Here is a 14,448-nt window from a genome sequence, read left to right on the forward strand (position 1 = left end):
AAAATCAGATGACTTTGCTGCACAATTCAGCTGCCAAAGGTAAAGAAAGGTGAGACGACGCCAATTCATTTAACTTTTTACAGTTAATTTGGTCACATTTTATTACTGGTAACTTATTATCCTGGCGTTGGCTTTGAACCACATTCATCGCATTTGTTGCTTGTAGTATTTCAGTAATTATACATGCCTCCCTCTGCGTCGGGACTTCAAGCACAGCGACTAAACCGCTATTTTGATTCAATTTCCAATTTTTTTTGCCGCTTAACTGTTCCAGATTGACGAGTAACTGTTGTTTCTCTGCCTCATGAAGGGGGAGGGCCAGAGAGAATCTTGCTTTTTCTTGAGTGTTTTTCTCCTTTTGGTTTTCTTCCGCTAAGCTACCCAGCTTCGTTCTGCACACCCGAATTGCCGCATAGTAAAAGTGAAAATAAGGATCTTGCATTGCGTATTTATCATCAGCAATACCTTCATAGGCGTTATCCAGCTTTTCTAATAATTCGGGTAGGGTGCCCTTAAGGTCAGTTAAATAGGGGCCATGATATTGTTGTGGTACAACAATCTCCCATTCATCGCCGTTCTGTACCCATTCAATGTCTAACTCCCTTATCAAAACATCTATAGGCACTCTATTGATTAAGTCCGTGAAGGCAAGCAGACTTTTTTTATTCAGCGTATCATACTCTTCTTCATAGGCCTTTTTTAGATGGATTCCAAATTTTTGGCGGTTCACTTCATAATAGGAATTGACTTGTTTACCCTGACGCTCCATCAATCGACGATGCATTTCTTGGTGGTAATTTTCATTTTTCTTATTGAACGTATTTTTATCTGCCACTAATTCTTCTTTAATACGTTGTTCTGGCCGGGACGCAGATTGGATAATTTTTGGCAATCCAGTATAAACAGGGCATTTGCCCCAAGGGATAACTCTGAATCCTTCCCTTTCTATTTTATGGTATTCGTGTATTTTCTTTAAATCATTAAACAATTCCCTTTTTTTTAGTGCCGCAGCAGAGAGTCTTTCGGAAATATATAAAGCGAAAATATCACACCCGGTATTCGTAAATTGCATTTGTATATCTGTGGTGTACAGTATGGCTTCAGGTTCATGTTTATGAATGATTGCCCCCACTTCAGCATTATACAATTGAGTATTAGAATCATCATGTCCCAATGTATCTACCCAAAAGACGTTTACTTGTCCGTGCTCATCATAATTCAACTGCCCATTAGCCACATGGTTACTCATTGAACCTCGCGGACTCATTATAAACTGGGTTTGAAACGGTTGTTTTGTCGCTTCAAAACGCATTTTTGCAAATTCAAGAAATGATTCGAGTTGTTCTTTGCCATAAAATACGGTGCAATCATGGTCAGATTGCTTTGCTGCCCTTCGTTCCTTTTTCAATGTCACGAGTAATGCTAGAGTTTCCCAGGTAGGACTACAATCAGCAGCCATGGTCCAGGGCGCAAAAGGCAGAGAGGCATTGAAGAGAGCAATTGCTTTTTCTATTTCCCCAGGTGAACTTTCTTTCCATTGGTGGTGAAAATGTTTTTTGATGGTTGGCATCAGTTTTGACTCGATATTATTGTCAATAACAACGTCAAAAAAAGTCAGGCCATCGCAGCCTCGCTTTGTTGGGTCAGCGCCATTTTCAATTAAAAGAAGCATCAACTCATTGAGATTTTTGATGTTCTTTTCACTAGCATTATTTAATTTTAAGGCTAAATGATTGAGTAATGGAATTAACTCAACAACTCCTAGATTACCAATAATACAATTTGGATCGGCTCCTCGTTCAAGCAACAAACGAACCATATCCATATCCATAGTTTTTACCAGGCCAATAGCACAAGCTAAAGATAAGGCTGACTGAAAGTGATTGCAATCATGAGAAGTATAATTAATATCAACACTTTGAACATCTAAGGCCAATTTTGCTAGCTTTAGAGCGACATCATTATAAGGCAATGCCACAATAAGCTGTAAAATGGTCTCTCCAGCACCATTGGCTGTATTAATAATTTTTTTATTATCAGGATGTTTCAATAGCATTTCTGCTACCATGTACTGTCTATACAATAAAGAAAAATGTACTGCTGTTGATTTGTGATATTTTGTACCCTGTCTTTGCTGGGGGTTGCGGTACGTATATAGCTCTGGTTGCGCATTGAGAATTTTTTCAACTTCTTCTAAATCACCGCAGCTTGTAGCTATGAGTAAGTCGTTCCCTTCATAAGACCTGCTAATTTTTTCTAAATCTTTAGAATACACTGCGGTTATTCCTTATATTAACGTCGATTATAGATAAGAAATTATCTCTGAAGAGTGCAATTTTTGAAAGGATGATGAGTAATTAAAGAAAAACCGGCCAAGCTTTACACCCAGCCTGTGTTCGCTAGATTGAACTTAATTTCATTGACGTTAAAGTTGGCTCTTCCAGCTTGGTTTCTTCTTTCTTTAAACTTAAGAGCTGTTTTCCTAATTCATCTTGTTTGACTTTATTGTTCCAAATAAGCAGATGAGTTTTGCTGGCTATTTCTTCTTTAATCGTAGCAATTTGTTTCGGAGTAAGTTCCTGTGTATGACGATAGTAAGCATAAAGCTGGGCGCATATTTCCTCGATTATTGCTTCCTCACTTAGGCCCTCACTCTCTGGTTTTAGGTGAAAATCGATCACCGAACACAGTGTGGCGCGTACATTGTTCATGTGAAACGCAGACATAAATGCACGATAATAAGAGTTGTTGCGAACAAATAAAGGAATGATTGGATTTTGCAAACTCCAGAAACCATCAAGTCTGATAACATGAATAGGTGTTTTATTCATCAATGCAAGCCTCGCTGCACCGGTGTAAACTCTAGGCGGTTCTTGATTTAATCGTGCAAAATTCCCTTGTGGGAATAGTGCGACGCAGCCATTTTCACTAAGTGCTTTACTTGCTTGCTCTAACGCGCCGGCATTAGCAGAGCGTCCATTCTCACTTTTAGTTGCTTTTGATTCTACCGGTATTGCTTTAAACATCTTCAGAAAAGAAGAAACGCCGGGTACAGAATTATAAGCATCTGTGGCAAAAAAACGTGGTGGTGTGCCTTTTATTTTTGAAGCAACAACAACTGCTTCCCAGCCCGTTCGATGTGGGCCTACTGCAATTATTTGTTTTTCTGTATTGGTAAGCTCTAAATCCCCGCCCTTCGTATGCATCATCCGCGTTATTAGCAATAAAAGGCCGGCTATTATACGAGCAAAACGATTATCATAGTTTAGGTGATTGTTAGACTCTGCGAATCGTGCAATCGCAAACGTTGCTATTGCAAGACCAGTAAGCAGGAACAATATGTTATAAGCACTTGATGCAGACTCATCATGATTAAGTTGCTCTAAATTGGAATACATGTTGATTACTCCTTGTAAAGACTAGATAGATTAAGCGCTAGCCATCCAAAATCTGTTATAGTACCTTTAAAATGGATGTTGTCAATTAAATACCCAAAAAGAAAGGCTGAAATGTCCCTGAGTTACAATTCATTGATTGGGGGGATGAGATTATGAATTTATCCTGGTTTATGTTATCACCCTGTCGTCAACATACCACAAGAAATGCCTGTGACCGTTTTTCTTAAAAGAGGTAAATCATTTCTTTTCATGGCCTCAATCTGGATAAGATTCAAAGGATGAATCAAGGTTGATCTTAATTGAATGCTTTCCCCAAGCCAGGGTTGATGAAAACAAAAATCACTCTCACCGGTTATTTGATAGAAGAAGAGGATAGTTGATTCCAATTCTGATTGAAAAGGCTTGAGATATTCATTGGAGCCAGTTAATTGGTACACGTATTGTTCCCAGATTGGAAGGTACACTTTGGAAAGAGTTACTCCTAATTGTTTTATAAAAGCAGCAAAAAGAGTATTTTCCTTGTAGAGAACCCTAAGCTTATTTTTTTCAAGGTCATTGAGCTCTGACCAAGCAGAACCAAGACCCCACCACGTTGGGAAAAGAAGCCGTGTTTGAGTCCAGCATAAGATCCAGGGGATAGCCCGAAGCTTTCTTTGATCTGGCCCTGATTTGCGTTTGGTTGGACGAGAGCCAATCTTTAGCTCTGTCAAGAAATGATAGGGCGAGGCCTGTTCAATTGTGGGCCAAAACCATTCGCTTTGGATCAGTGCTTTATATTTCTGACTAACTTGCGTGGCAAATAATACCAGCTCCTCAGGATAACCCTTATCAGTGTCGTTATCTTTATGTGAATAGATATCAAGAAATTTGTCAATCTGACTTTTGAGTATGGAACTCGAACCAAAGAGCCTTGCAACCATTTCCCCCTGAACAGTCACTTTATAATTAGTCATCATTTCCTTAGACCAGGAAGCAGTTTGTTCTTTGATATCCCCACCTCCACGTTCTATACTGCCCCCCGACCCATGAAAAAAAATAGGCCGAAGGTTTTTATTTTCTAGTGTAGACTGAATATTTTTTAAACTGTTCGCAATCATCAGTCGAGAGGGCAATACACCATTTTCTTTAGATGAGTCAGAATAACCCAGCATGACCTCATAATTTCCATCCCACTGTTTTAGATGCTTCTGTCTAATATCCTCAGTGATTGAATGATTTAAAATTGTATCCGCAGTGGTGAGCGCAAGTTGATTTTCAAACAAGGGCACAACGGGTAGGGCGTAGCTTTTAAAAACGTGTTTTACCAGGTTAATTCCATTTTTTATATCCTCAGCAGATTCAACCATACTGAGGATAAAACCGCGTATATAATTTTTGGGATCAGTCCCATGGGTTATAGAATAGACTTTTTCCAACATCTTGGTAATTGTTGTTTTTTTTATGCTCGTTAAACTCTCCTTTACAACGGCTGAATCTTCTCTGAGCTCGATGGGTATGACCAGAGTGGGATAGAGCTGAAAAATGCTGGAGATGATAGCGAATTGTTCGGGTTCGAAATTTAAAAACTTTAGGGTATTTATCTGTATTGCAGCTAATTCTTTTTTGAATGCAGATACTTTTTCATGATCCTTGGCTTGTATCTTTCTCAGACCACGCGCTTTTTTAGCAAGCTGATTGAGCTGATTCGCTAATATTCTGTTTTCATTCAATGCAGTTGAAAGTCTGACAATTTCCAGTACTTCTTTGATGCACTCTTGAATGTAGGCAATAAAACAAGATCGAGAAAGTTCGAGACTTCTAACCATGATTTTTTCATTAACACCTGAGTGCCCATCTTTATCACCTCCTACCCAAGTGCGTAATTGGATGGGAATACCTTTGGTTAAAAAGAAGTGATAAAGTTTCATGTTGAGGGCATTGAGGGCGAACTGATAGATGTATCGTGCCTCGTCTTCTACGCTTGGTTTTTCATGATTGGAAATATTAATTTGAAGTGAGATTTTAAGCATTTGATCAAGATGAGTTTCATTCATCAGATATGGGGATTTAAGAACATCGACAAGATAGTCCCGAATTGATTTAAACAGCTTTAAGAATTCATTTGTGCGCGCTTCTGTTGGATGTGCTGTTAAGACATAATGAATCCCTTGAGGTCTTTCAGAATAGAATTTTTCTTTTCTTTGATTGATACGAAAAATGCGGTAGGCGCTCTCACAGGCATTAATAAGTTCCATCATGAGAGAAAACCCATGCGCAATTTGACAAAGCTGATTTCTATCTAGTTTGGAAAGCTCAACTTGCAGACTGTGAAGGGCTTTTTTAAGTGCGATCGTTTCACTCCCAATCGTGTCTTGCATGGATAGTCGAATGTGCTCAATTCGTTCAAAGGTTTCTTTTCCATAGACTTCTGCAATAGATTTCCCTAAACGAGTAAGAGACCAGGAAACCATATGGCTTAATTCCCTTGGCAGATGTGAGACATTTTGTTTCATCCAAAACTCCGATTTCTAAAAGGGTGTCCGGAACGTCCATTTTGCGGATCTCCTTCCACTCGTGATCTAATCACGATTTAGTAGTCCTTAATATGAACTTCTTCAGTTGATTTTCAAATGGCTCAGGTTCAACCCAGTGAAGAAGATCTTTGTTCAATTGAATATATTTATACTGGAAAATACTTTGTTTTGCTAATTCTCTTGTAGCCTGACACAAGTGCTCTTATTAATTTTCAGGATTTGTATTTATTTTTAAATTATGTTTATCAATAAAAGAGGTTGCAATTTTTTCTGATAAAGCTTTTTCACAAAAATAGTTCAAAAGTAAATTAATTTTTTGTTCATCTGCTATGGACTTTGGGGAAATTGCATAAAGATTAATATCAGGTGACGACTCGTGAGGTAATACTTGAATTAGTTTCTCATTTTTTATTTCTTCATAAACTGAAAAATAAGGCGCCCACAAAAGCCCTACATTTGCAACAGCAGCCTGTTTTAAGACACCTGCATTATTGCTTTTAAAATTTCCCGAGACATGAATGATTTTTTTATTAAAAACCCATTTATTTTGCAGGCCATAAAGCGAATTAATCAAACAATTATGTTTTGGTAACTCGTCGATTGTCTGAGGAAGTCCATGTTGGGCAATATAACCTGGTGAGGCAAAGACATTTCTTTGGATCGAGAATAATTTTTTGCAAACCAATTTTGAATGCTTCAGATCTTCGAATGAAATAGCCAGATCAAAGGCAGAAGAATACAGCTCCTTTGTATCAGAGCCCACATTAATATCCAGATAAATCTTAGGATATTGTCGCATAAACTCAATACATAATGAGGTTAAATAGGGAATGGCCGGGGTAACGGTAAGATAGAGTTTAATTGTACCTTTTAATTCAACTTGATCAGGTGTTGCAATTTTCTTGATTAATTCTAATTGCTCGAAAAGCCGTAATGCCTTTTCATACAGCCGATGCCCTGATTCAGTCACAATCAATCGTGTTGTAGAGCGGATAAATAAGGTAACTTTTAGTTCTCCCTCCAACCAAGTTATTTGTTTGCTCAATTTAGAGGGTGATATATATAATTTTTGAGAGGCTTTTGAGAAGCTTTTACAATCAACTGTTGCAATAAAGCCTTTCAAACAAGATAACATATTCATATTTGAATTTTCTTAATTTAACTCTTTTTAAAGTGTATAGACCTATATGACTGTTTTGTAAATCTATATCAAATGATCCACTTATAGTGACAACTGCCATTACAAGTTGTGGGGGGGTGAAATTTAGAGGAGCTAATCCTCCAAGTTTAATAGCTCAGCCTGCATCTGCTCTATTTATATTCCAATGCCCCAACCTCCTTACTGAAGATGTCCCAAAAAATTAGTTCTTGAGGTATAAAATCATTGATGAAAACTTAATTCCCACATGGTTGGTAATCACGATTTTTCTGTTTACAATTCAAAGTCATATAATTATTTATCGCTACTGCGATTCTGATTATTTGTTCGCCTTACATCAAAACCATAAGGACATGGGAAAAATCAGATGAATAAAAAATTAAGTCCCCTGAGTTTACTTTGGATTTCAATTACCAGCATGGTGGGTTCAGGCTGGTTATTTGGTTCTTTATACTCCGCGCAATTTGCTGGCCCGGCAGCCATTATAGCTTGGCCACTTTCAGGTTTTTTACTACTATCTGTTGCCTTATCCTATGCCGAATTAGGTACGATGTTTCCCCAGTCCGATAGTCTGGCTTGCTTACCTTTATATACTCATGGACGTTTAACAAGCGCGATGATGAGCAGCATGACCTGGTTTTCCTTAGCCATCCTCCCAGTAATTGAAACTCAAGGCGTCATTCAATACGCCAGTAATTATATTCCCAACCTGGTAACCCATCATGGTGTGTACTATAGAAATACACCTTTAGGGTATGTACTGTCTTTAGTGGTGTTAATGAGTTTTGTATTGTTCAATTATTTCGGTATTGGTTTATTTGCCCGCATTAATGCAGCATTTACTGCTTGGAAGATAATCATTCCCGCGCTTACCATTGCATGCTTGGTAACCATGAGTTATCACCCAGATAATTTTTTTCAATATGGTGGTTTTATGCCCTATGGTTGGCAGGGGATTATGACCGCCATGTCAAGTGGCGGTGTACTGTTCTCCTTATTGGGATTTAGGCAAGTGATTATCATGATGGGGGAACTTGAAAAACCAGGGCAATACATTCCTCTGATTTTGTGTGGTTCATTATTTTTTACCACATTACTTTACACAGGATTACAATGGTCCTTTATTGGTAGTGTCAGTGAACATTCGCTCGCAAAGGGCTGGGTGAATTTATCGTTTATCGGCGACGCAGGACCATTTGCAGCTCTAGTTGCATTAGCCGGTATGCTTTGGTTAAGTGTTTTATTATACGTCGATGCGTTTATATCGCCCTATTCAACTGGTTTGGTTTATTCAACGACAGCATCTCATATGCTAAGCAGTATGGGCTCAGTTGTTTGCACACCAAAAATTCTTGCCAAACGAAATAAGTACCAAGTGCCCTGGGTTAGTTTAGGAGTAAATTTTTTACTCGCTGCTACAATGTCGCTTGTGCTACATGGATGGCAGGAAATGTCCGCTTTTCTCGTGGCAATATTAATGGTTAGCTACTCCATAGGACCGATAGCACTTGTTTGTTTACGCAAGCAATTACCAAACTATAAAAGGCCGTTTCGTTTGCAAGGTTGTAATCTTATTGCCTTTATCGGATTTTATGTTTGCACGGTTGGCGTTTATTGGGCGGGTTTCCACAGTGTGCGAAAGCTCTTGGTGATTACTATCCTGGGATTAGGGGGAACCATTCTTTATTGCTATATAAAAAACACACATCAAGAACTTGATAGCAAACATGCACTTTGGTTTATATTGTATCTTTTGGGTCTTGGTACTTTCTCTTATTTGGGTAATTATGGTGGCAAACATATCTTGCCTCAATATTGGGACTTAGTGTATTTATTTCTGTTTAGCCTGTTTTTATTTGGTTTCGCTATATTTTCTAGAAAGCCCAGTGCTTTTACCCAAAAATTGGTTATAGAAAATGCGTCCCAATCAGGAAAAAACTAAGACTAAAATCGACTCAGTAATTGTTTCATCGGTTTCAGAGGAACGTATGCTGATTATCTGATCTTGCTCTTAAAAAATGCACTCCGAATGGTCTCAAATTTTTAGATGTGTGTTTACGTATAAATCAGGGTGTTCAATCAAAGTGTGGTCGTCGGGCGAAGCGCCCGACCTTATATGCCTAAGGCTTTTGCCAAATTGGGGCCCCAGTATGTCTATTAAGGCAGGTAATATAAGTTTTTGTTCCTTTACGGTCTTTGGAAAAAATAAAAACATAATCACCTGCAATTTGCCATGATAATATTTTAGCGTGAAAAGGAACATTCCATAAACGGACTCCAGCATATGTGTATGCGGTAACATGATCTTGACTATCAAATGTCGAAATAACCATTACAGAATCAGGGGTTAACTTCATTCGCTCTTGTTGGAAATCATAATCTTCTGTCGGAGCAGCCGAAGCTTGAGTGATTAGGGCCGTGGAAAGTAGTAAGCCAAGCAACATCATTCGAAACAATTTCATATTAAAAACCTCTTGAATGTAAATAAAGGTATACGCTTTCTGATCAACTTTTACATCGGGCGTATAGGATAATTCGATTCAATTCGCGTATCGTAAGAATCCCGGCGGAAAATACAATTATTCTATATTTTTGTAAACTGTTTGAGATGCGAAGCTGGCCGTTTTAAATCGTTAAATAATTATTTGTTGCACTATTCCTAATTTCGAAACAATTACTTTCCAAATTTCTATATTCTCAAAAAAATCAAAATGAATAAAATATGGCACAATAGGGATCTATTTGAATAATAATATGAAAAATAGAACAAAGACACTAAATTTTCTTATTCGAGTGAAACAATTAAGTAGTGCCTCATCTGAGGATAAATAAATTTAGCTTTTCAGGCGTCAGATAAGTATGAAACTTTCCTAAGTTTCTCGGTTTATAAATACCCAATTTGATTTTAAAAGAGGGAATTATTATGTATCAGCCATATGAGTATGTTGTACCTTCCTCTGATCAAACAAAAGACAACAAATACAAAAAATTTGTGCGGAATATAACAGGAAATCCAAAAAATGGGGCGCCAGGCCCTTTTGACGAAAAATTAAATGCTTTTTATTCTGCTTCTGAGAGTAAAAGCTCAATACCATTTGGCACTCTTCCTGATTTGTTAAAAACAAATTTTATTGTAGGGGAAGATCATACTGATAATGCGCCTAAGAATTTTTTAATTCAAAATATGCACAAATTGAAAGAGGCAGGTTATACCACCTTATTCTTGGAACATTTGTATTACGATGACCAGCAAGAGCTTGACGATTATGATCCTGACTCTTCATGGAACGCAAAGAAACAGCAAAAGATGGAAACTCGTATATCTCGTTTAGACATATGCTTTAAACACTGTAATGCTCATGATCTGTATTGCCTATGCAATAAATGTAGTTATTCGACAAAGAATAGTTATTTAGAGTTGGTAAAGGCAGCCAAACACTGTGGTATACGTGTGGTAGGAATTGATACAGAATACACCTATTCCGAACAATATTCCAGAGTCCATATGGAGTATGTTGGTGCCCCAACAGCAAGGACTAAGGACACATTTCGCCTCAAAAGCATGAATTATACTGCCAGTGAAATTATAGAAAATGAAACAAAAGAGCATCCTGGAAAATGGTTTGCTTTAATTGGAGTCAATCACTGCTCTTCATCGGAAGGTGTGATAGCTGTACCGCAGTTAACAGGAGCAGCAACCGTAATTGTGCGCTCCAAAGAAAATCGGTATAAAGCAAAAGTTGAGTTCAATGGAGTGGAGTCCTTTCAAGAACCAATATCATTCGACGAGAAAGAAAAGCGAACTGTAAGTATTCCCTATGCTGTCCGAATTGAGGCTCCTGTTAATCGGTCTACACCTGTTATTCAAGGAACAGTAGGGAAGGCTAAGTATCTCCAAACTCAGTCAAACTTTAGTCAAGGGAAGAGGAACAGTGAGGAAGAGAAAGAACAGTTTATAAAGGAACTTCCTAGGCGCTGTGAAACTCAAATTAAGCGTTTAAATTCCTTAGCTAAAATATGTAACAATCCCGATGCTATGGAGAAAAAGAGAGTTCTGGAAGAAGCACAAAAAATCTTGAATGACGAGGAATTAAGCATAAGCCATAGATTAAGTGAATTTCGTACAATTATTAATGACAACAGAGCTATTTTGACAAAGCCTCATAGCACTATCCCCAAAGATATTATGAAAGGACTGCTGGTTTTTGTTGCGTCTATCCTTTTTGTAGTTCCTGGAATTTTGTTTGGTATACGTTTTTTTAGTCCCCATAGATTAACTACTACAGAGGAGCAAATAGTAAAACCATTAGATGAGTTGATGCCATAAGCAGAATATCCGTATGAGGTATTATTTTGAGCTTTTAATATCTGAATTCAACTCTAATCATTTGAGTAATGATCCATGAATCCACATGTTTTTTTAAATTTTTAGAGGAGCGGGGTGAAAAGGAGGCATTCCTACGCGAGCTGTCAAAATCTAAACCAAGCAGTCAAGCGCTCTTTCATCGATGGCTGAATGGAACGATACGAAAATTGCCAATTGAAGAAAGGCAACATGTGTTTCAATTCCTGACAAAACAGGACTTAGTCACGGTTTGCAAATCCAAATTTAAATGGAGTAGGTATTTTCATGAGTAGTTATTTCATCTGAGTCCTCTTTTGGTGATGGCAGGAATAACATTTGCTTGGAATGGGCTTGAGTATAAATTTTCGGAGCAGGGGGTAAGTATCGCCCAGGCATAGCAAAATACCGAGTAATTTCGGCAAAAAGCTTCTCGTTGCGTGTTGAGGATTCCTGCAATGATTGATTTGCCTCTTCATAAAGAACGATATTTAAACCTATATCTAGATTTTTCACGGCGCTGATTTCTATATAATTATCGTTCACAATTTTCGCAATTTCTTCGATTTTAAAGTTATTTTTTAATAAAATGTCTATCGCCTTCTGAATATTTGAGTGCGAAGAGCACTTATGTATGAAAAGACGCAGTTTATTAAGTGCTTTAAAAGAATTGAATATATTGTCTAATTGGTCTTTCAATTCCTCTTGCTGTAGGCTCTGTTGATTAAATTGATCAATAAGAGTGCTGAATTTGATATTATTTGTCTGAATAATTGCATCATACTCTTTCTTGTTCGGATCCATTAATTGACAAAACACATCATGCATTAAAAAAAGTAACTCTAATCTTTGAGTCAGAATAATAATCGTTTGGGGATCCATCAATTGCAGTTGTCGAATCGCGGTATCATTTGCGGTCTGACTTAAAGTTGACTGTGATAAAGCAGGAAGCACATTATACATAAAAGTTAAAGTGCCCCTATCCTTCACATATCTATTGAGTAATGCAATCATGGTGTGATAATAAGAAAAATACTTCTCATAGTTTTCAGGAAATTTCCCTTGCATGGCATTATTAAGGATATCATTAGTCCAATTAATAGATTGCTGTCGAAGAGCATTGTTCCAAGAGAAATGCGGAGCCAATTGTTTAGTCAATGCATTTAACTGAATAAGACAGTAAGATTGATTATTAAACAATTGCGCAAATTGAGGTAATTGTTGGTACCAAACTTTAGGATTCAACTGCAATTGTTTTTCTAGCTCCTGACGCATTACTTTGACTAGTTCAAGATCAGACTCATTGCTTTCTAACGCTAGTAACGCAGCAATATTTTGTTTGAGAAGTCCTATTTGTGTACATGCTATAGCCTGACTCTGCGTCAATTGTAACGGAATTATCTGCCCCAGCATTTGAAAGCGTATTTGCCAAAGGCCAGGAAGCTTAGGATAATGCTTTCTTAAAGCGGCAGTGAGTTGTTCATGACGTAAGATGAGACGAATACACGCATCAGTGTTGTACTCTTCAAACAACTTAAAATGTAACAGATCGAAAATAAAAGTGCTTTTGATATCCAGACTTTTGATGTTAGACAGCATCATTTTGAATCGTTGGTTTTCTTCGGTGCTTGCAGCAGAACGTAATTCGTTAAATTGATTAAGCCATATTTTCAGCGTTGTCTTTCTTGGTTGTCTATTTTCTTCTTCTGTATCTTGTTCCTTTTTCCTAACTATCTCATCGAGTGGTTGCTCTATCCATTTTTTTAAGTCCTCCGCTGTTTTCTGGTCTGTCTTTTGCTTTTTGGTTGGTGTTTCAAAGAGGGGGGCAGCTGTATTTTCGCGAACTGCATGTAATGCATTTTGAAAAATTGCTAAAGCTTGTTCAGGCTTCATTCTTTGCATTTTATTAGGATGAAGTGTACTTCTAAGTGTATCTGTTAATTGATCTTCGAGTGTTGGCTCAAAATCCATATCGCTGAAGATACCTGTAAAATCAGGACTTTCTGCATGTTCGAGTGCTTTTCTACCATCTCGATGTGGTGCTCCTGCTAGCTCAGCGATACTGACAAATAATGCATATAAATCACTTTGAATATCATAGTGCTTAGGTATTCCATTCATACTCGCAAGTAGCATATCTCTATCCCATACCATTCGATTGCCATAATTTTGTAAGGTCGAGTATTGCTCATCTTTCTTTATTGTTTTGGCTAAGCCCATGTCAATTACGGTGATTGTCCATTCACTATGCCCATCATCTTCATTTTTATTTAATTGAGCCATAATGTTTTCTGGCTTTAGATCACAATGAATTATAGTTCGACCTTCACGTTTTCCGACAGTAACTATTCGATGAATTTGTTTAGGAACCTCCTCTATCAAAGTGCAAGCAAGACTTAGAAACTCCTCACCAGAGAGTTGATCCACATAAAAATCAAGAGTACGTCCAGGAGCACGATTCATATGCAGGTAAGAAAATTGTTCAGTTTTAATTAAGCCATAGCGTATTCCCAAAGTCGGATGTTGACTTCCTAGATATTGTTCTTTATTCGCTACGCGAACCAACCAGTTCGGTTTGTTGGGTTTATCACTCAATGCATTTTGATTAGTATGCATTTGTTTTACTACATAAGAGCCTGATTCATCAAAAACACCTCTGTCTCCTTGAGGAATGATTGACTTGATAACTGGGAAAACGTTGCCAAAGCAGCCTTTATCATCAGAACTAGGTTCAAAAATATCTAAACGTCTAGGTGGTACAATAGAGCGTACTAATGGATCGGCAACGAATTGAAGAACTGGGAGAGTGAGTACATAACGTGATTCTTCCCCAGCTGTTGTCGGTAAAGAATAGACTTCATAAGCGTCTAATGACCCTGGATTAGCTCCATATACTGAATTTATAAGTGCAATAACAATAGGGATATTTTCAGATAAAGTTGGATTAATATAACGAATAGGGTTAGGCATAGCTTTACGCTCAAGAATACATATAAAAACAAGTGATGGTCATGATTATATCATAATGTTTTTATT

General features: G+C 37.6%; 8 protein-coding genes. 2 read left to right on the forward strand and 6 right to left on the reverse strand.

Going from position 1 to position 14,448, the window contains the following annotated elements; genetic code table 11:
* Positions 1-4: 4 nt before the first annotated feature.
* The 4 genes from DGG96_RS00815 to DGG96_RS00830 form a co-directional block, all read right to left on the reverse strand.
* Positions 5-2,275, reverse strand: a complete 2,271-nt coding sequence (locus tag DGG96_RS00815) for an ankyrin repeat domain-containing protein (RefSeq protein WP_110141118.1) — start codon at positions 2,273-2,275, stop codon at positions 5-7.
* Between the two features lie 124 nt (positions 2,276-2,399).
* A complete protein-coding gene (locus tag DGG96_RS00820) occupies positions 2,400-3,398 on the reverse strand; it encodes a lysophospholipid acyltransferase family protein (RefSeq protein WP_110141119.1) in 999 nt (332 codons plus the stop codon).
* Between the two features lie 176 nt (positions 3,399-3,574).
* On the reverse strand, positions 3,575-5,890 hold the full coding sequence (locus tag DGG96_RS00825; protein ID WP_110141120.1) for a phosphoenolpyruvate carboxylase: 2,316 nt from the start codon (positions 5,888-5,890) through the stop codon (positions 3,575-3,577).
* A 226-nt stretch (positions 5,891-6,116) separates the two neighbouring features.
* Positions 6,117-7,052, reverse strand: a complete 936-nt coding sequence (locus tag DGG96_RS00830; RefSeq protein WP_110141121.1) for a LysR family transcriptional regulator — start codon at positions 7,050-7,052, stop codon at positions 6,117-6,119.
* A 385-nt stretch (positions 7,053-7,437) separates the two neighbouring features.
* Here DGG96_RS00830 and DGG96_RS00835 point away from each other — a divergent pair, with 385 nt between their 5' ends.
* On the forward strand, positions 7,438-9,012 hold the full coding sequence (locus tag DGG96_RS00835; RefSeq protein WP_110141122.1) for an APC family permease: 1,575 nt from the start codon (positions 7,438-7,440) through the stop codon (positions 9,010-9,012).
* A gap of 178 nt (positions 9,013-9,190) precedes the next feature.
* Here the strand turns inward: DGG96_RS00835 and DGG96_RS00840 are convergent, their stop codons facing one another.
* Complete coding sequence (locus tag DGG96_RS00840) at positions 9,191-9,532, reverse strand: hypothetical protein (protein ID WP_110141123.1); 342 nt, start codon at positions 9,530-9,532, stop codon at positions 9,191-9,193.
* Positions 9,533-9,993: 461 nt separating this feature from the next.
* Here DGG96_RS00840 and DGG96_RS00845 point away from each other — a divergent pair, with 461 nt between their 5' ends.
* Positions 9,994-11,397, forward strand: coding sequence for a membrane-targeted effector domain-containing toxin (locus DGG96_RS00845; RefSeq protein WP_110141124.1), 1,404 nt, complete (start codon positions 9,994-9,996; stop codon positions 11,395-11,397).
* Between the two features lie 282 nt (positions 11,398-11,679).
* On the opposite strand, the gene DGG96_RS00850 is transcribed toward DGG96_RS00845, so the two are convergent.
* A complete protein-coding gene (locus DGG96_RS00850; RefSeq protein ID WP_110141125.1) occupies positions 11,680-14,382 on the reverse strand; it encodes a protein kinase domain-containing protein in 2,703 nt (900 codons plus the stop codon).
* Positions 14,383-14,448: the final 66 nt, after the last annotated feature.

This window comes from Legionella qingyii, from assembly GCF_003184185.1.